The 24,129-nt window shown below is 69.7% G+C and carries 15 protein-coding genes and 1 tRNA gene; 11 read left to right on the top strand and 5 right to left on the bottom strand.

Annotated features, from left to right (window positions below):
- The first annotated feature begins 94 nt into the window (after positions 1-94).
- Together VPA02S_RS27385 and VPA02S_RS27380 are read left to right on the top strand one after the other, a co-directional pair.
- Positions 95-916 carry a ferritin-like domain-containing protein gene (locus VPA02S_RS27385; RefSeq protein WP_018904677.1) on the top strand — a complete coding sequence of 274 codons (822 nt, stop codon included), beginning with the start codon at positions 95-97 and terminating at the stop codon, positions 914-916.
- Between the two features lie 127 nt (positions 917-1,043).
- A complete protein-coding gene (locus VPA02S_RS27380) occupies positions 1,044-1,604 on the top strand; it encodes a hypothetical protein (protein WP_018904678.1) in 561 nt (186 codons plus the stop codon).
- A 45-nt stretch (positions 1,605-1,649) separates the two neighbouring features.
- On the opposite strand, the gene VPA02S_RS27375 is transcribed toward VPA02S_RS27380, so the two are convergent.
- The 3 genes from VPA02S_RS27375 to VPA02S_RS27365 are packed head-to-tail and all read right to left on the bottom strand — an operon-like array spanning position 1,650 to position 2,678.
- The gene (locus VPA02S_RS27375) at positions 1,650-1,979 is read right to left on the bottom strand and encodes a hypothetical protein (RefSeq protein WP_038107161.1); all 330 of its coding nucleotides are present in this window, start codon (positions 1,977-1,979) and stop codon (positions 1,650-1,652) included.
- A 13-nt stretch (positions 1,980-1,992) separates the two neighbouring features.
- On the bottom strand, positions 1,993-2,232 hold the full coding sequence (locus VPA02S_RS27370; RefSeq protein ID WP_018904680.1) for a hypothetical protein: 240 nt from the start codon (positions 2,230-2,232) through the stop codon (positions 1,993-1,995).
- Between the two features lie 35 nt (positions 2,233-2,267).
- Positions 2,268-2,678, bottom strand: a complete 411-nt coding sequence (locus tag VPA02S_RS27365; RefSeq protein ID WP_018904681.1) for a hypothetical protein — start codon at positions 2,676-2,678, stop codon at positions 2,268-2,270.
- 114 nt (positions 2,679-2,792) lie between these two features.
- Here VPA02S_RS27365 and VPA02S_RS27360 point away from each other — a divergent pair.
- Positions 2,793-2,866 (top strand) — tRNA-Gly (locus VPA02S_RS27360).
- Between the two features lie 34 nt (positions 2,867-2,900).
- Here VPA02S_RS27360 and VPA02S_RS27355 read toward each other — a convergent pair.
- The gene (locus VPA02S_RS27355; RefSeq protein WP_018904682.1) at positions 2,901-3,158 is read right to left on the bottom strand and encodes a hypothetical protein; all 258 of its coding nucleotides are present in this window, start codon (positions 3,156-3,158) and stop codon (positions 2,901-2,903) included.
- A gap of 238 nt (positions 3,159-3,396) precedes the next feature.
- The gene (locus VPA02S_RS27350; protein ID WP_018904683.1) at positions 3,397-4,170 is read right to left on the bottom strand and encodes a TIGR04325 family methyltransferase; all 774 of its coding nucleotides are present in this window, start codon (positions 4,168-4,170) and stop codon (positions 3,397-3,399) included.
- An 864-nt stretch (positions 4,171-5,034) separates the two neighbouring features.
- Between VPA02S_RS27350 and VPA02S_RS27345 the strand changes: the two genes are divergently transcribed.
- The 8 genes from VPA02S_RS27345 to VPA02S_RS27310 are packed head-to-tail and all read left to right on the top strand — an operon-like array spanning position 5,035 to position 24,122.
- Entirely contained in the window at positions 5,035-12,396 is a 7,362-nt protein-coding gene (locus VPA02S_RS27345) for a type I polyketide synthase (RefSeq protein ID WP_062366810.1), read from the top strand.
- On the top strand, positions 12,393-17,399 hold the full coding sequence (locus VPA02S_RS27340; RefSeq protein ID WP_026284012.1) for a non-ribosomal peptide synthetase: 5,007 nt from the start codon (positions 12,393-12,395) through the stop codon (positions 17,397-17,399). The genes VPA02S_RS27345 and VPA02S_RS27340 overlap by 4 nt, the downstream gene beginning before the upstream one ends.
- A gap of 6 nt (positions 17,400-17,405) precedes the next feature.
- Positions 17,406-18,167 carry a 4'-phosphopantetheinyl transferase family protein gene (locus VPA02S_RS27335; RefSeq protein WP_018904685.1) on the top strand — a complete coding sequence of 254 codons (762 nt, stop codon included), beginning with the start codon at positions 17,406-17,408 and terminating at the stop codon, positions 18,165-18,167.
- Positions 18,164-18,982: a serine aminopeptidase domain-containing protein gene (locus VPA02S_RS27330; protein WP_018904686.1), complete on the top strand. Its 819-nt coding sequence runs from the start codon at positions 18,164-18,166 to the stop codon at positions 18,980-18,982. The genes VPA02S_RS27335 and VPA02S_RS27330 overlap by 4 nt, the downstream gene beginning before the upstream one ends.
- Before the next feature lie 43 nt (positions 18,983-19,025).
- Positions 19,026-19,913: an alpha/beta hydrolase family protein gene (locus tag VPA02S_RS27325; protein ID WP_012748286.1), complete on the top strand. Its 888-nt coding sequence runs from the start codon at positions 19,026-19,028 to the stop codon at positions 19,911-19,913.
- Positions 19,914-19,944: 31 nt separating this feature from the next.
- Positions 19,945-21,123, top strand: a complete 1,179-nt coding sequence (locus tag VPA02S_RS27320) for a polysaccharide biosynthesis/export family protein (RefSeq protein ID WP_018904687.1) — start codon at positions 19,945-19,947, stop codon at positions 21,121-21,123.
- Between the two features lie 45 nt (positions 21,124-21,168).
- On the top strand, positions 21,169-23,463 hold the full coding sequence (locus VPA02S_RS27315; RefSeq protein WP_018904688.1) for a polysaccharide biosynthesis tyrosine autokinase: 2,295 nt from the start codon (positions 21,169-21,171) through the stop codon (positions 23,461-23,463).
- Entirely contained in the window at positions 23,460-24,122 is a 663-nt protein-coding gene (locus tag VPA02S_RS27310; protein WP_012748289.1) for a sugar transferase, read from the top strand. The genes VPA02S_RS27315 and VPA02S_RS27310 overlap by 4 nt, the downstream gene beginning before the upstream one ends.
- Positions 24,123-24,129 lie beyond the last annotated feature (7 nt).

Raw genomic sequence — 24,129 nt, 5'->3', positions numbered from 1 at the left:
CGCCCGGGTGCCAAAGCTAATATGGGAATTAGCGCGCAGAACCAAATGCGCCCGGCTTCGTCCCATTCATTTCAACGTGAATCAAGGAGCATGCATGGCAGGCCATGAGGCAGCACACTGGAAGATCGAGGACCTGGATTTCTCCCGCATCGCGCGGCCGGAGGTCCGCCGGGACGAAAATCTCTTCTATCTCGTAGCCTGCGCCTCGTTCGTCGAAAGCGGCTCGGACCTGTACACCCAGAACCTGGTCGACTTCTTCCGCGGCGACGACGAGGTCACCGCCTGGCTCACCCACCAATGGGAAGCCGAGGAGCTGCAGCATGGCCGGGCCTTGCGCGCCTACGTGTCCCACGTCTGGCCCGAATTCGACTGGGAAGGCGCCTACCGCAGCTTCCTGGAGGAATACGCCACCTATTGCAAGGTGGAGCTGCTCGCGCCGACGCGCGGGCTCGAGCTGGCCGCGCGCTGCGTGATCGAGACCGGCACCGCCAGCTACTACCGGGCGCTGGCGCGCAGCACCACCGAACCGGTGCTGCGTGACCTGGCAAGCCGCATCGCGGCCGACGAGGTCAGCCACTACAAGCACTTCTACCGCTTTTTCCGGCGCTACCGGCAACAGGAAGGGCTGGGCCGCTTCCGCGTGCTGGGCACCATCGGCCGGCGCACGCTGGAACTCAAGAGCGAGGACGCCGACTGCGCCATCCGCCACGTGGTGCGCGCCCGCACCCCCGGGCGGGCCGCCGACACGGCCTACATCCAGCAGCTGAGCGCGCGCATGAACAGCACCGTGCGCACCCACCTGAGCCCGGGCGCCACGCTCAAGATGCTGATGCGGCCGCTGGAACTGCCGGCCGGCGTGCAGGCCGTGGTGCAATACCCGATCCGGCAGTTCATGGAGCACGTCTTCCTGCGCTGAGGGTTCACGACCGCAAACTTTCTTTGCAATTAGTGAAAAAATTCACACTTTTTGCCTCTTTCAAGTCTTCACTTGCAGGGCCGGGAAAGGGATGCTTCGCCCTTTGCCAACCAATGTGAGCGGAGCAATGGTCCATCAGGTCATTCACAACGCAACAGTCACGTTGCAGTTGTCCTTCTACTTGAGCGTCGACGAGAGGGTGGAGGCGCTTCGGGCAGCCGGCATACCGGTCGATGAAACGGGAAACGCGACAGCGGGCTACCTGTTCGTGCGAACCACGGGCCGCGTCGGCAAACGTAAGAATACCTACCGCTGGTTTGCCGCCGGCATCGGCGAAGAGGCCCAGGCCGGGAACATACAGCCCCAGCCGGCATGGGCCGAGGAACAGTTCGCGCATGCGGACGAGATCGATATCGGCGCCGACCTCGTCCCGGGTGCGCCGGTTGTGCCGGCTGCACCGGAGCTCGTGCCCGCCACCGTCGCATACCTGCGGCTGTGGAAGGAACTGGAGCAGCGCTCCCGCGACGCGGCGAGCGACCTGCACAGGAAGCAGATCGCCTACTTCCGCGACCTCGGGCCTGCGCCCGACGCGCTCGATCAGCAACTGAGGCAGGAGGCTGCGGAGGCGGCGAGCAAGTGCCTTGCAGCGGCACGGGGGCAGAACGAGCCTTCGGTTTTCCGGCGCTGACCCGGTGGCGCGCGGCGGGGCGACCTGCCCCGGGGCGCCTTCCCTTCACTGCCCTTCGCGCGCGAGCGGCTGTTCCGCGGTTTGCACGGCGGCAGCCAGCTGCTTTTCGGTGCGCCACCAAGCCAGCAGCCGGTCGAAGCTGCCGTCGAAGGCGCGATCCTGCAGTGCTTCGCCAATGAACGAGCAGCGCGCCGCGGATTCCATGTCCAGCATCTGGCGGGTCGCCGTGCGGTCGCAGGCCAGGTAGGCCTGCTTGAGTTCGGCAAGCGGCATCGAGGCGGGTTTGTCCATGCCGGGCTGCGCGGCTGCCATCGACGCGGCCAGGGCCAGCGGCACGGCCGCAAAAAGCATCATGCGGGAGCAATCGGGCTTCATGGCTCGCCTCCTCTCAAAAGCCCGGGGCGTCCGGCTCCGGCGCCTTGAGGGAAAGTGCCTGCTGCTGCTGCGAGAAGACCGCGCCGATGTAGCTGTCCAGGCGCTCCGCGGCCACCTTTGCGTCCACTGCCGCCACGACGTGGCCGGCCTCGGCACCCGCAGGCCCGGTCGATGGCTGGCCCTGCCCGCACCCGGTGCCGGCCGCGCCGAGTCCCAAGAGTGCTGCTGCGTGAAAGATCCTGAGGAAGTCCATGTCTGCTCCTGGTGATGTCGGCATTGCCTGGGGAATTACTCGCCCTCGACGCAGAACCAGTGCCAGCGCACCACGCGCTGCCCACAGTAGCGGTCGACGACGCGCGCGATCAGTTGCGCATTGCCGGACACATCCCGGCGCCTCTCCATCCAGATCAGGGCCTCGTAGAGATCGTCGGCCTCGCCGCTCGCGTCGTACCTGTCGAACAAGGCATTGGAGAGTTGCCAGTTCGAAAGCTCGTCCCCGCTGGCCGCTTCGTTGCGCAGCAGACCGAGCCTGGACGCTCCTGCAACGGCCGGCAGCGGCACCGCGGCCGGCCGCGCGGCCATGCTGCGCGGGGCCACGACGTTGGAAGGCGGACCGCCTGCCGCGAACGCCAGCAAGGCGCCGGAGGCCAGCGCCCCCGCAGCAAAGGAGCCGGCGAGCTGAATGACGCGGTCGTACATGGCGGGCTTCCTTGCGGCAACGGGATGCGCCAGCGTAGGCAATCCAAGCCGCCGCCGCGTCATCCGAAGCAATGAGGCCCGCCCTCGGGACTGACGGTAGAATCCGCGCCTGCTGCGGGTGTAGTTCAATGGTAGAACGGCAGCTTCCCAAGCTTCATACGAGGGTTCGATTCCCTTCACCCGCTCCACCAGCCCCGCACTCCTGCGCGGCCTGCACGCCGCTCAGAGCCGCCGCGCAAGCTTCGACCGGCTCTCCTCGGTCCGCATCCTGTTGATCTCGGCCATCCCCTCCTTGGTGATGCGCTTCACGATGGCGTTGCGTGCGTTCTTGTATTTGCCCGAGCCGTCCAGCGCCGGCGCTATTTCAGCTTCGATCAGGCCCGTTGCCTTGAGGACCGACACGTGTCGAACGTCTTCGGGAGTCACTACTTTCTTGGGCAGCGGTACGTGCTGGAGGCTCATCAGGAAAGTCAAAGGCATGCGGATCCCTCGATTGGTGTTGTTGCCGAAATGTTCCTTCGCGTGAATTTCGAAAAAAGTCTTTCCCTGCCGCGTTGGCTTGTCGGACGCAAGCCAGCCGCGTTGTAGCGAAGACGCCAACTTAAGCACTAAAGCAAGGAGGCCCTCCGAAGCGGATCGGAAGGCCGGGGGCTCGGGCCGCCGAGGCTGGCGCAACCAGGGGGCCGAGTAACAGATGGAGATGGTACCTAGGTACCCACTATCCCGCCAGATCGAAGCAGCAGCCCGCGTAGTAGGGCTTGTCGCCGCCCTCGACGAACGGCACCTCGATCGGCTTGCCTTCGTTGCGCCAGGCATCGCGGCGCTTGTAGCCGGCATCCCTGAGTTCGGCCCACAACTCCTCGACGTGCTGGATGCGGTAGGGGCAGAACGCGATGCCGATGCTGTTGATCGTGTAGATGGTGCGCTCGGGGTGCACGGCCGTCGTGTTCAGCACGATGCGCCTGGGCTTCACGGCAAGCCCCGACAGGATCTCGGCGATGCGCTGCGGCAAATACTGCAGGCTGCCCGAGGCATAGAGCACGTCGCAGCCGCTGGCGCCCTGGTAGTCGGTGGTGAAGTCCAGCTGCGCGGTGGCGTCGCGCTGCACGGCCAGCTCCTTGCCTGACTGCACCACCCCGGGCACGTCGCAGACCGTCCAGCGCAGGCTGTCGGGGTAAGGCAGGACGCGGCGGAATGCGTAGTACTTGATGCCCACGTGGCCGCCCAGGTCGAACACGCGCCGCATGCCCTCGTCGAACGATCTCCCGAGCCAGAAAAGGCCGGGGTAGTCGTAGAAGTAGATCTGGTGGGTGTAGAGCTCGCCGGCCGCCTTGGCGTTGCTGTAGCCGACGGCCTTCGACTCCGGCGCGCCGGCCTCGGCGGCGGCAAAGCTCTCGAAGGAGCCCATGAAGAGGTTCTCGGTCTCGTTGACCAGGAACTTGCGCCTGTAGGCTTCGGCGCGGTGACGCAAGGGCAGCAGGTTGGGAAGCATGGGCTGGTTTCCTCATTGGCTGAAATGCACCCCTGGCGATTCGGGTGCCGCACGGACGAACTTCCGGCAAGAGCCGGCGCTTTTCGGATTTGCTGCGGACCTCCAGGCCTTGAATTGCTATCAAAACGCCACAAACCCGATTGATTTATTAAATTTACAAAAAAATCGGCCTGAATCCTGTCAATCGGCGAGGCAGCCGACCACCCTGGAGTTACACAACTGCGGCGCCCCCTCGGGGAATATCTTCATATTCACCCGAAGCCAAGTCAATTAATGGCTACCTTGCCCCGCGCGGGTAGCGATTACATCCATTGCGCTTCGCGGCCCCGCCCAATCTGCTCCCGGCAGACCGGCTGCGGCATCTGGCGCAGGTGATGCCGGGCTGCCGGCACTCCCCTGTCTCGCCTCTACCCCGCCTCCCCATTTTGCAGATGTATTCGGCTTGCGCAGCAGCGGTTTGCCATGTTTTCGACAGGCGCTTTGTCATGGTCGCAAGCAGTGCGGCCGGGGGCGCTTGTCTCCCTCTGGAGGGGGCGCATTGCTCATGCGCGGCAGCGGCGCAATTCCTACAGTGAGTTCCCTGGGCCAATGCCTTCCGTGAAAACGCCTGCTCCTCAGTTCGGGCGGAATCGGGGAAAGGCGCCCGAAATGGGCGCTGGTTACCCTGTTCGAGCGATATGAGGTAGTACGAGTATGTAACGAATGATTCGGGAATGTAACCTGACAAACTTTGATCAACACCGCGCCGGACAAAGCCTCTAGGATTGCCTCGAAATAGAAACTAACGTACTAATGAATTTTTATTGGCCAATTGCCAATTCATGAATCCCATCTATTGCATGCATTCTTTTTTTCGTTTTTTCTATGAAAATTCAAATAGCCGATCCGGCGCCATCCGCGCCCCCCCGACTTTCATTGGATGATCTGTTCGTTTCGCGCCTCAATTCGGACAGGCCGGACGAACGGGTCCAGGACTCGGTGGCGCTCGGGGAGCAGGGCACGCGGCGCTGGACGCAATGGCTCGACGCCACCGGCCAGCTGCCCGACACCCCCTTTGCGGCGGCGTGGCTCCTGCTCCAGGCGCGCTGGCTCGGCGAACAGCAGCCGGATCCGTCCGAATCGGCCCGCACCTGGCTGGCCTTGCTCGACCAGGAACGGCGCCAGGCGTCTACCGCGGGCTCGGCAGGCCCGCTGGAGCCATCGCCGAAAGTTCTCTGGCTGGGCTGCGACCCCGGCGTCGACGGCGTCCAGGCCCCCCTCCTCCTCTGGCTGAGCACCACCGCATCGGATACGCCGCGCCTTCACGCCAGCGCGGCAGCAAGCCTGCTGGACGCGGCATCGGTGCAGCAGCTGCTGGCAGCCATTGCCGACACCGCCGCCGATCTGCTCGAGCGGCCCGAATGCCCGCTCCGCGAGATCCGCACCCTGCCCGCCGCCGACCGTGCGCGCCAGCTCGCCGACTGGAACACGCCCCCCGCTCCCCTTGACCCGAGCCTCACCGTGGTGGGCCTGTTCGCGCGCCAGGCCGCGGCCGCGCCCGATGCCATGGCGCTCGCGCAAGGCGATGCGCAGATGAGCTACGGCGAACTGGAGCGCCAGTCCGGCCAGCTCGCGCAGCGCCTGCAGCACCTGGGCGTGCGTGCGGGCGACAACGTGGGGCTGGTGCTCGACAGGTCGATCGAGGCCGTGGTGGCGCAACTGGGCGTGCTCAAGGCCGGCGCGGCCTATGTGCCGGTGCCGACGGATTTCCCGCCCGAGCGCATCGCCTTCATGCTCGAGCAGGCGAACGCGCGGCAGGTGGTCAGCACCTCGGCGCTGCGCCACCTGGTGCCCGCCTCCCGTGCGCTGCTGCTGCTCGACGAAGCCGAGGACACCGAACCCGCGCCCTGGAGCGCTCCTGCCATCGACGGCGAATCGGTGGCCTACGTGATGTACACCTCGGGCTCCACGGGCACGCCCAAGGGCATCGAGATCTGCCACCGCGCGATCCTGCGGCTGGTCGTCGGCATCGACTATGCGCAGCTGGCGCCGGGCCGCAGCGTGCTGCACGCCGCGCCGCTGGGCTTCGATGCCGCCACCTTCGAGATCTGGGGCCCGCTGCTCAACGGCGGCTGCTGCGTGGTGCATGGCGAGCGCGTGCCCACGGGCGCGGGCCTGGCCGGCACCATTGCGCGCCACCAGGTGCACACCGCCTGGCTCACGGCGGCGCTGTTCAACGCGGTGATCGACGACGACCCGGCCCACCTTTCGGGCCTGCGGCATCTCATCACCGGCGGCGAAGCGCTCTCGGTGCCGCACGTGCGGCGCGCGCTGGCCGCGCTGCCCGCGCTGGCGCTCAGCAACGGCTACGGGCCGACCGAATGCACCACCTTCGCGGCCACCCACCGCATTCCGGCGGCGCTGCCCGCCGAGCTGCGCTCAGTGCCGCTCGGCCGGCCGATCAAGGACACCGTGCTGCGCGTGCTGAGCCCTTCGATGGAGCTGCTGCCTAGCGGCCTGGTGGGCGAGCTGTGCATCGGTGGCCATGGGCTCGCGCGCGGCTACCTGCGGCAGCCGCAATTGACCGAAGAGCGCTTCGTGCCCGATCCGTTCGGCGCGCCGGGCGATCGCCTCTACCGCACCGGCGACCTGGCGCGCTGGCTGCCCGACGGCACCATCGAATTCATCGGCCGGCGCGACGGCCAGGTCAAGATCCACGGCCACCGCATCGAGACCGGCGAGGTCGAGGCGGCCATCCTCTCGCACCCCGCGATCCAGGCCTGCGCCGTCGATGCGCGGCCCGACGCCGATGGGCAGCTGCGCCTGGTGGCCTACCTCGTCGCACGCTCGCACAAGCTCTCGTGGGATGCGCTGCGCACGCACCTGGCCGCGCGCCTGCCCGCGGCGCTGCTGCCCTCCGCGCAGGTCTGGCTCGCGCAGCTGCCGGTTACGCCCAACGGCAAGCTCGACCGCCGCGCGCTGCCCGAACCGGCGGCCGAGCGGCCCGATCTGGCGCAGCCCTTCGAGGAAGCGCGCAGCGCCGCCGAGCAGCGCGTGTGCGAAGCCTTCGCGCGCGCGCTGCACATCGAGAAGGTCGGGCGCAACGACAACTTCTTCGACTTGGGCGGCGACTCGCTGCGCGTGCTGCAGGTGCTGGCCGAACTGCAGCAGGACAGCGCGCAGCCGCTGTCGACAAACCTGTTCTTCCGCCATCCGACGCCGAGCGCCATCGCGGCCGAGCTGGAGACGGCCGCCGCCGACGCGGCGCCCGCATCCTCCGCCGCGCCGCGCACAGCGCACGAGCAGCAGCAACAGCAGCCCGCCGAGCCCGACGCCCACATGTCGGATGCGATTGCGCTGATCGCCACCGCCGGGCGCTTTCCGGGTGCGGCCGATGTCGAGCAGTTCTGGGAGAACCTCGTTGCCGGCCGCGACACCATCAGCTTCTTCGACGACGACACGCTCGATGCCGGCGTGAGCGAAGCGCTGCGCAAGGACCCGGCCTACGTGCGGGCCCGCGGCGTGATCGAGGGCATCGAGAACTTCGACGCCGCCTTCTTCGGCATCGGCCCGAAGGACGCCGCGCTGATGGACCCGCAGCAGCGCGTGTTCCTGGAGATCTGCTGGGAATGCCTGGAGCGCGCGGGCTACGTGCCCGATGCGGCGCCGGGCCCGGTCGGCGTGTATGCCGGCATGTACAACGCCAGCTACTTCCAGCGCCACGTCGCCACGCGGCCCGACCTCATCGAAGCGGTGGGCGAGTTCCAGGTGATGCTGGCCAACGAGAAGGACTACATCACCACGCGCGTGGCCAACCGGCTCAACCTGACGGGGCCGGCGGTGAGCATCCATACCGCCTGCTCGACCTCGCTGGTGGCGGTGGCCCATGCCTTCCACGCACTGCGCACCGGCCAGTGCTACATGGCGCTGGCCGGCGGGGCCTCCGTCACCTGCCCGCCACGCAGCGGCTACCTGTACCAGGAAGGCTCGATGCTCTCGCCCGACGGGCACACGCGCAGCTTCGACGCGCAGGCCCAGGGCACGGTCTTCAGCGACGGCGCCGCGGTGGTGCTGCTCAAGCGCCTGGCCGATGCGCAGGCCGACGGCGACACCATCTACGCGGTGCTGCGCAGCGCCTGCGTCAACAACGACGGCGGCACCAAGGCCAGCTTCACCGCGCCCAGCGTGGACGGGCAGGCCGCGGTGATCCGCGCGGCGCTGGCGGCAGCCAACGTGGACGCGCGCAGCATCTCCTACGTGGAGGCGCACGGCACCGCCACGCCGATGGGCGACCCGGTCGAGGTCGAGGCGCTGACCTGCGCCTATGCCGAGCACACCGGCGCGCTGGGCTACTGCACGCTCGGCTCGCTCAAGAGCAACGTGGGCCACATGGTGACGGCCGCGGGGGCCGCCGGCCTCATCAAGGCCGCGCTCTCGCTGCACCACGAGGCGATTCCGCCGACCGCGCACTTCAGCGCACCCAACCCGGCGATCGACTTCGCGCGCACGCCCTTCTACGTGAGCGGCAGCCTGCAGGCCTGGCCGCGCACCGGCCAGCCGCGGCGCGCCGGCGTCAGCGCCTTCGGCGTGGGCGGCACCAACGCGCACATCATCCTCGAGGAAGCGCCCGCGCGGCCTGCCACGGCCAGCGCCGCGGGGCCGCAGGTGCTGCCGATCTCGGCCCGCTCGGAGGCCGCGCTGGCGGTGGCCACGGAACAGCTGGCCGCACACCTCGACGCGACGCCCGGCGTGCCGCTGGCCGATGTGGCGTACACGCTGAGCGTCGGCCGCAAGGCGCATGCCTTCCGCCGCGCGGTGGTGGCCGGCGACGCGGCGCAGGCCGTGGCCGCGCTGCGCGCGGGCGACAGCCCGTGGCGCGCCAGCGGCCGCGTCGATGCGCGCGCGCCGCAGCCGGTGCTGATGTTCCCGGGCCAGGGCGCGCAGTACACCGGCATGGGCAAGATCCTGCACGCCAACGATCCGGTGTTCGCGGCCGCCTTCGACACCTGCCTGAAGGCCTTCGGCAGCGCGGTGGACTTCGACCTGCGCGAGCGAATGTTCGGCGACGACCCGCAGGCGCTGCTGCCCACCGCCGTCACGCAGCCCGCGATCTTCGCCATCGAGTACGCGCTGGCGCGCCGGCTGCTCTCGCTGGGCGTGCGGCCGCATGCGCTGATCGGCCACAGCGTGGGCGAGTTCGTGGCCGCGGTGATCGCCGGCGTGATGCGGCTGGAAGACGCGGCCCGGCTGGTGGCCCGCCGCGGCGCGCTCATGCAGGCGCAGCCCGCGGGCGCGATGCTGTCGGTGCGCCTGGGCGCGGCCGAACTCTCGGCCCGGCTCGGGCCGCTGCTCTCGCTGGCCGCGGACAACGGACCCACGGCCTGCGTGGTGGCGGGCCCGTTCGACGCGATCGAAACGCTGCGCGCCTCGCTGCAGGAAGAAGACATCGCGAGCCGCCAGCTGCAGACCTCGCACGCCTTCCATTCCTCGATGATGGATGGCGCCGTCGCGCCCTTCGAGGCACTGGTCGGCGAAGTGGCGCTGCATGCGCCCACGGTGCCGATCTTCTCGACGCTCACGGGCCGCCTGCTCGAAGAGGCCGAGGCCACCAGCCCCGCCTACTGGGCCCGCCACCTGCGCAGCACCGTGCAGTTCTCGCCCGCCGTGCGCAGCGCCATGGCGCAGGCGGTGCGCCCGCTCTTCATCGAGGTGGGGCCCCGCAACACGCTGGCCACGCTGGTGCGCCAGCACGGCGCGGCCGAAGTGATGCCGCTGCTGCACGGCGAGCCCGCCGACGAGGCCCGCACGCTGCGCCTGGCGCTGGCCCGTCTCTGGACCTGCGGCGCGGACGTGGAGCTGTCGCGCCTTTCCGTTCGCACCGGCGCACAGCGCGTGCGCCTGCCCACCTACCCCTTCGAACGCAAGCGTTTCTGGGTCGACATCGCAGCGGCCGCGGCGAGCCCGGCCATCCCCTCGCCGGTTTTGCCGCCGGCCCAGCTGCCCGTTGCCCCATCCACGCCCGCGCTCTCCGTTCCACCCACCTTCTTGGAGCCGACCGTGACAGCTGCAGTGCCCCCGCCACTTCCCTCTTCTCCCGCGTCCCCCGCCCTTGCTGCGCCCACCGAATCCATGGACACGCGGCTGCGCTCCCTGTTCGAGGACATCTCCGGCATCGACATGATGCAGGCCGAGGGACATGCCGCCTTCGGCGAGCTGGGCCTGGATTCGCTCACGCTGACGCAGGTCGCCACGCAGATCAAGAAGCGCTTCAAGGTGAACCTGAGCTTTCGCCAGCTGATGGAGAACTACCGCAGCTTCGACACCCTGTCCGCCTTCCTGCGCGAGAGCCTGCCGCCCGAGCCCGTGGTTGCGGCTGTATCCGCACCTGCATCCGCTGCTGCGGTGCCGCTGGCGATGGCCGCGCCGGTGCAGGCAGCGGCCGCGCAGCCGCCGGCCGCGTTCCTCCCCGGGGTGACCGTGCCGGCCGCGGGCGGCGACATCGGCAGCGGGCCGATCGTCCAGCTGGTGGCGCAGCAGATGGAACTGATGCGGCGCCAGCTCGCGCTGCTGTCGGGCGCGGCCATCGAGACGCTGCCCGTTGCGTCCGCCATGCCGGCTGCCGCCGCAAGCACCGCGGCCGTGGCGGCGCAGCCCGCCGCCGACGAACCCGCCCCGGCCAGGGAGCCGCAGCGCTACGACGTCACCAAGGCCTTCGGCGCGATCGCGCGCATCCACACCCAGCGCACCGCCGAGCCGAGTGGCCGGCAGAAGGCGCGGCTGGCGGCCTTCATGCGGCGCTATGTGGAGCGCACGCAAAAGAGCAAGCAGTTCACGCAGGCCAACCGCCCGCACATGGCCGACCCGCGCGTGGTCAACGGCTTCCGGCCGCTGACAAAGGAGATCACCTACCAGATCGTGATCGAGCGCTCCAAGGGCTCCAGGCTCTGGGACCTGGACGGCAACGAATACGTCGATGCGCTCAACGGCTTCGGCATGAACATGTTCGGCTGGCAGCCCGACTTCGTGCAGGAAGCGGTGCGCAGGCAGCTCGACGCGGGCTACGAGATCGGCCCGCAGCATCCGCTGGCGGCCGAGGTCACCGCCCTCATCTGCGAGCTCACGGGCTGCGATCGCGCCGCCCTGTGCAACACCGGCTCCGAAGCCGTGATGGCCGCGCTGCGCATTGCGCGCACGGTCACCGGGCGCAGCACCGTGGTGGTGTTCACCGGCTCCTACCACGGCACCTTCGACGAGGTGCTGGTGCGCGCCGGCAAGGGCGGCAAGGGCTTGTCTGCGGCTCCGGGCGTGATGAGCGGCATGTTCGGCGACATCCGCGTGCTGGACTACGGCACGGCGGAGGCGCTGGCCTTCATCCGCGAGAACGCGGACGACCTGGCCGCGGTGCTGGCCGAGCCGGTGCAAAGCCGCCGGCCCGACTTCCAGCCGCGCGAGTTCCTGCAGGAGGTGCGCACCATCACCGAGAAGAGCGGCACCTGCTTCATCTTCGACGAGGTCATCACGGGCTTTCGCGTCGGCCTGGGCGGCGCGCAGGACCTCTTCGGCGTGCGCGCCGACCTCGCCACCTACGGCAAGGTGATCGGCGGCGGTTTTCCGGTGGGCGTGATCGCCGGCAAGCGGGCCTTCATGGACGCGCTCGACGGCGGCGCCTGGCAGTACGGCGACGACTCGATCCCGGGCGTGGGCGTGACCTACTTTGCCGGCACCTTCGTGCGGCACCCGCTCGCGCTGGCCGCGGCCAAGGCCTCGCTCACGCACCTGAAGGAAGCCGGCCCCTCGCTGCAGGCCGGCCTCACGGGCAGCACCGCCGCCATGGCCGACGAGCTCACGGCCTGGTGCGCCGAGGTGGGCGCGCCGATCGCGATCCGCCAGTTCGCCTCGCTCTGGCGCGTGAGCTGGCTCGAGGAGCATCCGCTGCAGGACCTGCTGTTCGCCATGATGCGCAGCCGCGGCGTGCACATCCTGGACAACTTCCCCTGCTTCCTCACTAGCGCGCACAGCGCCGAGGACATCGCCACCATCCAGCGCGTCTTCAAGGAGTCGGTGGCCGAGATGCAGGAATCGGGCTTCCTGCCGCGCCGCGCGACGGTGATCACGGGTTTCGACTACCGCAAGCGCTGCGAAGAAGACGGCTCCGTCCTCGCCCGCGACGTCGACGGCCAGCCCTTCTGGTACGTGCCCGACGCCGCGAGCCCCACCTCCCTCATCAATGGAAAGGCCGCAGCATGAACGCCGTTCTCCGCCCCGCCGCCACCGGCGGCCTCATCGAATGCGTCATACCGACAACCGAGTCGCAGCGCGAGATCTGGCTCGGCGCGTCGATGAGCACCGACGCCTCGCTGGCCTACAACGAATCGGTGCTGCTGCGCCTGCGCGGGCCGCTGGACACCGGCGCCATGGCGCGTGCCGTGGCGCAGCTGGTCGAACGGCACCAGGCGCTGCGCGCCACCATCTCGCCGGACGGCAGCTGCATGCTGGTCAGCCGGCCCGGCGAAGGCATGCTGGAGCAGCAGGACCTGAGCGGCCTCCTGCCCGAGGCCCGGGCGCTGGCGCTGAAGGCCGCGCATGACGACGCGGTCTGCACGCCCTTCGCGCTGGAGCACGGCCCGCTGTTCCGCGCGGTGCTCTTGCGGCTCGGCGATGCCGAGCATGAGCTCGTGATGTCGGCCCACCACGTGGTGTGCGACGGCTGGTCCTGGATGGTCATCAGCGAGCAGCTCGGCCATCTCTACGCCGAGCAGGCCGGCAGCGGGCAGCCGCTGAAGCCCGCGCCCAGCTATGCGGAATTCGCCGCCGAGGAAGCCGCCGAGGCCGCGCATCCCGACATGCAGCCGCACGTGGACTACTGGCTGGAGCGCTTCGCGGGCGGCACCCTGCCGGTGCTCGACCTGCCGGTGGACCATCCGCGGCCCGCCGTGCGCACCTTCCATTCGCGGCGCACCGAACGCCTGCTCGACCGCCGCCTCGTGAGCAGCCTGCGCTCCATGAGCGCGAAGACCGGCGCCAGCCTGTTCGCGGGCCTGTTCAGCGGCTTCGTCGCCACGCTGCACCGGCTCACGGGGCAGGACGACATCGTGGTGGGCATTCCCGCGTCGGGCCAGGTCGCGCGCGACATGCCCGGCCTGGTGGGCCACTGCGTGAACCTGCTGCCGCTGCGCGTGGCGGTCCATGCCCAGCTTCGCTTCGATGCCCTGCTGAGCGAATGCAGCACCACGGTGCTCGACGCCTTCGAGCACCAGGCGCTCACCTATGGCGCCCTGCTGGGCAAGCTGTCGCTGCAGCGCGACCCGAGCCGGCTGCCGCTGGTGAGCGTGGCGTTCAACGTCGACCCCGACGTGGCAAGCAGCGCGCAGACCTTCCCGGGCCTCGAAGTCGCGCAGGACACGATCGCGCGCCAGTACGAGAACTTCGAACTCTTCCTGAACCTGCGTCCGCTCGACGGCGGGCTGCAGATCGAGACGCAGTACAACACCGACCTGTTCGACGAGGCCACGGTGCAGCGCTGGCTCGACATCTTCGAATGCGTGCTGCGCTCGGCCGTGCGCAACCCCGGCGAGACGGTCGGCCGGCTCGAGGTGCTGTCGCCCGAGGCCGCGCAGGAATTGGTCGCGCTGCAGCCGCCGCGCACGCCGCTGGAGGGCGCGCCGCATGCGCTGGCGCGCTTCCTCGCACACGTGCCGCTGCAGCCCGAGCGCCCCGCGGTGCGCGACGGTGCGCGGGTCTGCAGCTATGCCGAGCTCGATGCCGAGTCCAACCGCCTGGCGCGGGCGCTGCGCGCGCGCGGCGTGCGCCGCGGCGAGCGCGTGGGGCTGTGCCTGGAACGCAGCATCGAGATGGTCACCGCACTGGTGGCCGTGCTCAAGGCGGGCGCGGCCTACGTGCCGCTCGATCCCGGGTTTCCGCAGGCACGGCTCGAGCACTACGCCAAGGACGCCGTGCTCTGCCTGCTGCTGACTTCGTCGGACATCGCGGTGGCGCCGCGCAACTGGCGCGCCGACGCGGCCGAGCGGGTGTTCGAGATCGACCGCCACAGCGCCTGGCAGCAGGAAAGCGGCGAGCCGCTGCCGCCGAGCGGCGATGATGCCGGCCCGGACGACGGCGCCTACGTGATCTACACCTCGGGCTCCACCGGCCTGCCCAAGGGCGTGTGCGCGCGGCACCACTCGGTGGTGGTCCTGCTGCAGTGGATGCAGCGCAAATCGGCCCTGAGCCCGAACGACCGGATCGCCGCGGTGACCACCCTGTCTTTCGACATGGCGGTGCCGGACCTGCTGCTGCCGCTGTCGGGCGGCTCCGAGATCGTGATGGTGCAGCGCGAGGTGGCCATGGACGGCAACCGCCTGTGCCGGCTGCTCAAGGAAGAGCGCATCACCTTCCTGCAGGCCACGCCCGGCATGTGGCAGCTGCTGCTCGACGCCCAGTGGCCCGGCGCGCCCGGCTTCCGCGGCTGGACCGGCGGCGAGCCGCTGCGGCCCAGCATGGCGTTCGCGCTGTGCGAGCGCATGGACGAGTTCTGGAATGGCTACGGACCGACCGAGACCACCGTGTATTCCACGGCCTGGCTGGTGCGGCCGGACGTCGTCGCCTCGCGCGGCGTGTCGATCGGCCACCCCGTCGACAACACCGAGATCTGGATCCTCGACGGCGACCTGCAGCCCTGCCCGATCGGCGTGCCGGGCGAGATCTGCATCGCGGGGGACGGCCTGGCGCTGGGCTACATCGACCGCCCCGAACTCACGGCCGAGCGCTTCGTTGCCGCGCGCATCTTCGGCAGCGCCAAGACGGTGTACCGCACCGGCGACCGCGGCCGCTGGCGCAACGACGGGCTCATCGAGCACCTGGGCCGGCTCGACTTCCAGCTCAAGGTGCGCGGCTACCGCATCGAGCCCGGCGAGATCGAGGCGCGCTGCTGCGAGGTGGCCGGCGTCTCGCGCTGCGTGGTGGTGGCGCGCGAAGACAGCCCGGGCGATGTCCGGCTGGTGGCCTACCTGGCGCTGACGCCGGGCGTCGACTTCGAGCTCGACACGCTGATGGCGCACCTGCGCGAGAGCCTGCCGGCCTTCATGCTGCCGCAGCACGTGGTGGCGCTGGACGCGCTGCCCACGCTGCCCAACGGCAAGGTCGACCGGGTCTCGCTGCCCGCGCCGCAGGCGGTGTCGCGCGACGAGGCGCGGCGCGGCGCCGGCCCGCGCACCGAAAGCGAACGCAAGGTGCTCGCCACCATGGAAAAGGTGCTGAGCCTGCCGGGCCTGGACATGCGCGACGACTTCTTCACGATGGGCGGGCATTCGCTCCTGGCCTCGCGCCTGACCACGCTGCTGAGCCGCGAGTTCCAGATCACGCTGCCGCTGCGCTCGCTGTTCGAAGCGCCCACGGCCGAGAAGCTGGCCGCCGTGGTCGAGGGCCTGCAGCGCGTGGGCGCCGGCGCGCAGGCGCCGCTGCCCTGCCGCATCGACCGCAAGACGGCGCCGCTCACGCCCGCGCAGGAGCGCATCCGCTTCATGGAAGACCTGCACCCGGACCGCTCGGTCTACAACGCGCCCGCGGCGCAGCGCCTGACCGGCGTCTTCGATGCCGAGCGCTTCGAGGCCGCGTTCAAGGAAATCATCCGCCGCCAGCCCGCCATGCGCACCCGCATGGGGACCGATCCGCACACCGGCCAGCCGGTCCAGCTGATCGCGGAAGCGGTGGATTTCTCGCTGCCCTTCATCGACCTGCGCGACCTGCCGGCCGACCAGCGCGAGGCCGAGCTGGCCGAACGCATGCAGGAGCTCGCCGATCGGCCGATCGACATCCACCGCGCGCCGATGCTGCATGCGGCGGTGTTCCAGCTCGACGTGCACGAGCATGTGTTCGTCTTCGTGCCGCACCACCTGATCTGGGATGGCTGGTCCTTCGACCTGCTGCAGCGCGAACTCTCCGCCATCTACGACGCGGCGGAGCGCGGCCGGCCGCACGCGCTGGCGCCGATCGCCACCACGCAGGGCGACTATGCCGAGTGGCTGGCCCACTGGATGAAGGAGCCCTCGTTCCAGGACCAGCTCGACTTCTGGCTCAAGCGCTTTGCGAGCGCGCCGATGCCGCGCCAGCCCAACACCGACATGCCGCGGCGCGCCGGCAAGAGCGGCCAGGGCGGCGCCCACTGGATCCGCGTCGACCTGGCCACCACGCAGCAGCTGCGCAAGGCGGCGCGCGACATGGACGTGACGCTCAGCATGCTGACCTTCGGCGTGTATGCCTTTGCCATGAGCAGCATCATCGGCTCCGAGGCGATCGTGATCGCCAACCCGGTGCGCGGCCGGCAGCAGCCCGAGACGGAAGACGTGATCGGCTTCTTCAACAACGTGCTGCCGGTGTCGCTGCAGGTCGGCCTGCAGCAGCCGCTCGCGGAGTTCATGCGCTACGTGAAGCGCGAGCTGCTCTCGCTCATGAACTACCAGCAGGTGCCGTTCGAGCGCCTCATGGCGGAGCCCGCGCTGGCCGCGCGCATCCGCGCCGTGGGGCCCTACCAGGCGATGTTCTCGTTCCAGGATGCGCGCGACCGTGCGCGCCGGCTCGGCAGCCTGCAGACGCGGCAGCTGCACCTGATGCAGCGCGGCGCCACCGACGACATCGGCGTGTGGCTGATGGACAAGCCGCACGGGCTGGAAGGCGCACTGATCTACAACGCCGACATCTACCTGCGCGAGACCGGGGCGCAGCTGCGCGACCGCTATCTCGAGCTGCTGCAGAAAGTGGCCGAGCGTCCCGAGGCCTCGCTGGCCGAGCTCGCGAGCGAAGAAGGCTCCGCGAGCGCCGCCTACCTGCGCAGGCTCGCGGCCGTCGATCCGCTCAGGGCCGCGGCGCCGGTGGATGCGCCGGCCGGTGCCGCGGCCGCGGAGGAAGGCAGCATCCTGATCCCCGAGCACGCGCGGCTCGCGCAGATCTGGGCCTCGGTGATCGGGATCGACGTCAACGACATCCGCTCGAGCGACAACTTCTTCGACCTCGGCGGAGATTCGCTGCTGGTGCTGCGCGCGATCCAGCAGGCCGAGAAGACGCTGGGCTACCGCGTGCAGCCGCGCCGCTACCTGTTCGAGAACCTCGGGCAGATCGCCTCGTCCGCGCAGCAGGCCGCGGAGGACGCGGAGCTCTCGGATCTCGGAAAACTGCCGCTCGGCAACCTGAAGGGCACGGCGCGCAGCGACGGCCTGCTGAGCCGCGCCTTCGGCAGCTGGCTGCGCAAGGAGTGATTCATCATGGGCTCCGCAGCTTTCTCCCTGACTTCCGTCGATGCGCCGGTCTGCCGGTATCTCGAACTGGACGGCGAACCCGGCCCCGAGGCCGAGCGGCTCCTCTCCGACGAGGAACTGGAGCGCGCCGCGCAGTTCCGGTTCGCGGCCGACCGGCAGCGCTTCGTTGCCGCGCATGCCGCGCTGCGCTGCGCGCTGGCCGCGCAGACGGGCGAACGCCCCGAGGCGCTGCGCTTCACCCGCAGCGCATTCGGCAAGCCTTCGCTGTCGGGCTGGCCGCGGGTGCGGTTCTCGCTGAGCCACAGCCTGGGGCTGGGACTGCTCGCCATCGGCGAGCGCGGTCCGCTGGGGGCCGACGTCGAGCTGCTGCGGCCGATTCCCGACGCGCTCGCGCTGGCCGCGCAGCATTTCACGGACAGCGAGAGCGAGGCGCTGCTGGCCCTGCCCGCCGCCGAGCGCGAGCATGCCTTCCTGACCTGCTGGACGCGCAAGGAAGCCTGCCTCAAGGCCATCGGCCTCGGGCTGATCGTGCCGACCGAGCGCTTCGAGGTGGGGCTGGAGCCGGACTGCCGGAGCGTGGAAGTGCCCGTGGCCGGCCGCATCCTGTGGCTCGTGCTGCAGCCCGCGCCGCCGCGCGTGGACAGCGTGGGAGCGATTGCGGAATGGCGGCAGACGCACGTGCGCGCCAGCGTGCCGAGTTTCGCGGCGCAGACCTGCACCCGCTCCCGCGCGGCGGAAAGGCGCGCAGCGCAAAGGGTGCCGCAATGAACGCACACCCCTTCATGTTCGGACCGGCGTCGCGCCAGATCTTCGGTGTGTTCCATGCCGCCGGCGACGGACGGCACGGCAGTACCGCGGTGCTCGTGTGCCCGCCCTTCGGCCAGGAGGGCCTGCGGACCCACCGCTTCTTCAAGGTGCTGGCCGAGCGCCTCGCGCGCTCGGGCATTGCCACGCTGCGCTTCGACTTCCACGGCGCGGGCGACTCGCCCGGCGATGAAAGCGAAGGCGAGCTCGACGGCTGGCGCCGCGACCTGTGCTCGGCCCACGAGGAGCTGCGCCGCAGGGCCCCGGGAAGCCGCATCGTCTGGGTCGGCGCGCGGCTCGGCGCCACCCTGGCCGTGCTGGCGGCGCGCAACGGGCGCTGCGACCCGGCGCGGCTCGTGCTGTGGGAGCCGGTGATCGACGGCCGGCGCTATGCGCGCCACCTGCGCGAGCAGCATGTGGCGGCCATCGACACGACCTTCTGCATTCCGGACCTGGTCTGGCGCCGCAACCTTGCGCACGACCCCGACGCGCTGCCCGAGGAAGCGCTGGGCACCGTGCTGTCGCCCGCGCTGCGCACGCAGCTCGGCGCGCTGGCGCCCGAATCGCTGCCGCTCACGGCCCTGCACGACACGCTGGTGCTGACCTCGCCCGACGACCAGCACACCGCGCAGTGGGCGGCCGAGCAGCAGTCGCGCCACATGCCGGTGCGGCTCGCCTACTTCCAGCACCGGCTCGACTGGACCGCCGATCCCTATCCCAACAGCGCCATGGTTCCGGCCGACGCGCTCAACCGCCTGCAGGGGGCCCTCCATGAATGACATGACGCAATGCCCCGTCCGCTTCGGACCAGGAGACGCACTGATGGGCATGATCACCATTCCCATGTACCGGGCGCCGGCCGACGTCGCCTGCCTGATGCTCAACATGGGCGCCAACCACCGGGTCGGGCCGCGCCGCATCAACGTGAAGCTGGCGCACGTGCTGGCCGCGCGCGGCGTGAGCAGCCTGCGCTTCGACCTTGGCGGCGTGGGGGACAGTGACGCGTCCGACGCCTCGTCCGACCTGCAGGCCCGCGCGGTGCGCGACCTGCGCGCCGGCATGGACCTTCTCGAGAACATGCTGGGCATCCGCAAGTTCGCGATCGTGGGCATGTGCTCGGGCGTGGAGCACGCCATGACCGCGGCCGCGACGGACACGCGCGTGGTGGCGCTCTCGCTGTTCGACGGCTTCGCCTTTCCGGACCGGCGCTCGCGCTGGGAACGCACGCTGCGGCGCGCGCTGGCGGCGCCTGCGCATCCGTCGTTCGCGGGCAAGGCCAAGCGTTGGCTGCAGCGCCACCTGCTGCCCAGCCATTCGACCAAGCCGCTGCCCGGCTTCTTCGCCGAACGCAAGCCGCCCGAGGTCAACGCCGTGTGGTTCGGCGCCACCATGCGGCGCCTGGTCGAGCGCAAGGTGGCGGTGCAGCTGCTCTATTCGGGCTCGCTGCATGTCTGCGACCACGACCGCGACCAGCTCGGCCCGTTCCGCAGCGAACCGTTCGCGCAGGCCGTGCAGTACGAATTCATGCGCGAAGCCGACCACACGCTGTGCACGGCGCGGGGACAGCAGCTGTTCCTGCGCTCCGTCGGCGGCTGGGTGGCCGCCTGCGCCATCGGCGCCGGCCCGGAACGCCGCAGCCCCAGCACCAGCCCGAGCCCGCTCGCACCCGTCGTGGAGCGCCCCGAGCACGGCGCCTACGTCCCGCAGTGAACCGATTCCCCAGGAAGAAAGGACACACCCCATGGCACACCCCGCTCCGGCCAGTTCCTTGCGCATCGCCCGCGCCGTTCCCGCCCGCACCCGCCCCCGCATCCGATCGGCGGCACTGCTGCTGCTGCCGCTGTGCCTGGCCGGCTGCGGGGTTCCGGGATTCGGTCCGCCCGACAGCGGCAACTGGGGCGCCTACCGCTCGAGCGGCGACGCGAAGGGCGAGCCGAAGATCGTCTCCATCACGCCCGAGCTGATCCGCACGATGGCAACGCGCAACCCCGCCGCGCTGCCGGCCGAAGTGCGGCAGCTGTTCGGCAAGGCGCCGGCCTACACGATCGCCCCGGGCGACGTGGTCGGCATCGTGGTCTACCGCCATCCCGAGCTGATGCCCACCGCGGGCGCGGTCATCTCGCAGCAGACGGACCCGACCGGGGTGAGCGTGGCGCCCGGCTTCATCGTCGATGCCGAGGGCGAGATCAGCTTTCCCTACATCGGCCGCACCAGGATCGAGGGCATGACGGAGAGGTCCGCCGCCGAGATGATCTCCAGCAAGATCTCGCCCTTCGTCAAGGATCCGCTCGTGAGCGTCAGGATCCAGTCGTTCCGCAGCCGGCGCGTCTATGTGGAGGGCGAGGTCCGCACGCCGGGCCTGCAGATCTTCACCGACGTGCCGATGACGCTGGCCGAGGCCATCAACCGCGCCGGCAGCATCACGCAGGCGGGCGACCGTTCGCGCGTGACCCTGACGCGCGGGGAGCGCACGATGGTGATCGACCTGCCGCTGCTTCGGCGCCTGGGGCTCGACCCGACCCGCATCCCGCTGCAGAACGGCGACATCGTGAACGTGGGCAGCCGCGACGACAGCCGCATCTACGTGATGGGCGAGATCCAGCGCCCGACGGCCCTGACGATGCGCGACGGCCGCCTGAGCCTGAACGAGGCGCTGGGCGATGCGGGCGGCCCGGCGCTGCAGACCGCGTCGACCGACCAGATCTACGTGGTGCGCAATTCGAGCGGCGACGTGCCCGAGGTGTTCCACCTCGATGCGAAGAACCCGGTGGCGCTGGCGCTGGCCGACCGCTTCGAGCTGCAGCCGCGCGACGTGGTCTACATCGACCCCGTGCCGCTGGCGCGCTGGAACCGCGTGATCAGCCTGATCCTTCCCGCCGCGCAGGTCGTGAACCTCGGCGGCACCACCAGCCGCCGCTGAAGCCGCGCCCCCACTCCGTCCAGGCAACACACAAAGGTGATCCCCATGAATGCGCACTGGCAACCTGCACTCCCCGCTCCCTCGGTCCCCGATGCCGCGGCATCCGACAACCCTCCTTCCAGGCTCAGGGAGCATGTCGACCTGCTGCTGGACAACCGGTGGAGGATCGCGGGCATCACCGCTGTCGCGCTGCTGCTGGGCGCGGCCTACGCCATGTTCGGGCCGCGCGTGTACGAGGCCAACGTGCTGATCCAGGTCGAGGACCCGGACCGCTCGGGCGGCACGCTGGTCGGCGACTCCGCGAGCAACGCGCTCAACGCCAAGACGCCGACCGCGGGCGAGGCCGAGATCCTCAAGTCGCGCCTGGTGCTCGAGCAGGCGATCGAGAACACCAAGCTCTACATCGAGGCGCAGCCGCTGTACGTGCCGATCGTCGGCGCCTGGCTGGCGCGCCACGCCAAGGCGCTCTCCGAGCCGGGCTTCGCGGGCCTGTCGGGCTACGTGAGCGGCAAGGAGCAGATCGTGGTCGCGCAGATGGACGTGCCGGTGGATCTCGAAGGCAAGCGCTTCCTGCTGACCGCGGGCGAGAACGGCAGCTACACGCTGACCCACCCCAAGCTGGACAAGCCGATCGCCGGCACCGTCGGCGTACCGCTCGACGCGCAGACCCCGCTCGGCCCGATCCACCTGCTGGTCGGCTCGATCTCGGGCCTGCCCGGCGCGGCCTTCGAGCTGGTGCGCCAGTCCAAGCAGCTGGTGCTGCTCGACCTGCAGCGCGAACTGCGCGTGATCGAGAAGGGCAAGCAGTCGTCGGTCGTGGAAGTGAGCTGGCGCGACGGCAACCGGACGCAGCTGGCCAACCTGCTCAATGAGGTCGCGCAACTCTACGTTCGCGTGAACATCGACCAGAAGACGGCCCAGGCGCAGCGCGCCCTCAACTTCCTGGGCACCGAGCTGCCCAAGCTCAAGCTGCAGCTGGAGCAGTCCGAGGAAATCTACAACCAGTACCGCAACCAGAACGGAACCATCAGCCTGGACGACGAGGCGCGCAACGCGCTGTCGCAGAACCTGGAACTGCAGACGAAGCTGTTCGATGCCACGCAAAAGCGCATCGAGCTCTCCGAGCGCTTCACGTCCAGGGACCCGAGCGTGATGACCGTCGACGCGCAGATCGCCTCGCTCAAGAAGGCGATGGGCACCGTCGAGCAGCGCATCCGCCGCATGCCCATGCTGCAGCAGAACTCGCTGCGCATGCAGCGGGACATCAAGGTCAACACCGACCTGTACGTGTCGCTGCTCAACAGCTCGCTGCAGATGCGCCTGGCCAAGGAAGGCCGCATCGGCAACGTGCGCGTGCTCGACCAGGCGCTGCTCCCGGAAAAGCCGATCCGGCCCAAGCCCTCGATCGTCATGGGCATCGCGCTGATCGCGGGCCTTTCGTTCGGGGCGGGCTCCGCGTTCCTGCGCAGGTCGTGGCGCAAGACCATCGCCAGCCCGGCCGAGATCGAGACCCACACGGGCCTGGACGTCTACAGCACCGTGACGCTCAGCACGAACCAGCCCCTGCTCGACCGCGCCATTCGCCACGCCAAGCCCGGCGTGCACCTGCTGGCAGCGCAGCATCCGAACGACCCGGCGCTGGAGGGGCTGCGGCGGCTGCGCACCGCGCTGAAGTTCGCCATGCCCAAGGCGTCGAACAACCGCGTCATGATCTCCAGCGCCACGCCGGGCGCCGGCAAGACCTTCGTGGCGGGCAACCTGGCGGCGGTGCTCGCCTCGACCGGCCGCCGCGTGCTGCTGATCGACGCCGACCTGCGGCGCAGCAGCCTGGCAAGCATGTTCGGGCTGAAGCGCCGCGGCGGCCTGTCGGAACTGATCCGCGGCTCGATCGAATTCCAGAACGCCGTCCACACGGGCGTGCTCGGGCACCTGGACGTGATGACCACCGGGGCGCTGCCCTCGGACCCGAGCGCGCTCCTGACGAGCGACGCCTTTGCCGAGGTTCTCGAAAAAGCCTCGGAACACTACGACGTGGTGATCGTGGACACGCCGCCGATGCTGCTGGCTTCCGAGACCGCCGAGCTGGCGCCCTGGATGGGCACGCTGCTGATGGTGGCGCGCGCCGGGGACAACGAACTGGGCGACCTGTCGGAAAGCGCGAACCAGCTGCGGCATTCCGGCGCGCAGTTCCAGGGCGTGGTGCTGAACGCGATGGACACCAGCCGCCGCTACTACGGCAAGCTGGCCTACCGCTACGGCGGCTACCAGCCGCGGGTGCACGAGTACCCGAGCGCAGTGGCCGAGCTTCCCCAACCCGCCCGTGCGAGCGCCGCATCATGAACACACTGCGATCGGATGCCGCCGTCCATTCGCCTGGCAATTCACGGCTGCTGATGGGCACCAAGCGGGCCGTGGACGTGCTGCTGGCAGGCGGCTTCTTCCTTCTGCTGGGGTGGGCGTTCGCGCTGGTCTGGATCGGCGTGCTGCTGACTTCCGGCAAGCCCGGCATCTACAAGCAGCCGCGCTACGGCCGGGACGGGCGCGTCTTCAGCTTCTACAAGTTCCGCACCATGGTGCCCGATGCCGACGCCGTGCTGGAGCGCTACCTGCGCGGCAACGAGGCGGCCCGGCGGCAATGGGAGATGTACCAGAAGCTGGACCGTGATCCGCGCATCACGCGCTTCGGCGCGGTGCTGCGCAAGTACAGCCTGGACGAGCTGCCCCAGTTCTGGAACGTGCTCAAGGGCGACATGAGCGTGGTCGGCCCGAGGCCCTGCATGTTTGCCCAGAAGGAGCTGTACGGCGTCTATTGGAGCAGCTACTGCGCCGTGCGGCCCGGCATCACCGGGCTGTGGCAGGTGAGCGGGCGCAACGAGATCAGCTACCGGCGCCGCGCGGCGATGGATGCGGACTACGTCGCCACCCTCTCGATCCGCCAGGACATCGCAATTCTCCTGAAGACCTTTCTCGTGGTGGCCGGGGCACGCGGCTCACGCTAGGCGCCAC

It is taken from the genome of Variovorax paradoxus NBRC 15149 (genome assembly GCF_001591365.1).
Classification (GTDB): domain Bacteria; phylum Pseudomonadota; class Gammaproteobacteria; order Burkholderiales; family Burkholderiaceae_C; genus Variovorax; species Variovorax paradoxus.
The sequence above is the reverse complement of the archived record's forward strand: the minus strand, read 5'-3'. Positions and strand labels throughout refer to the sequence as shown.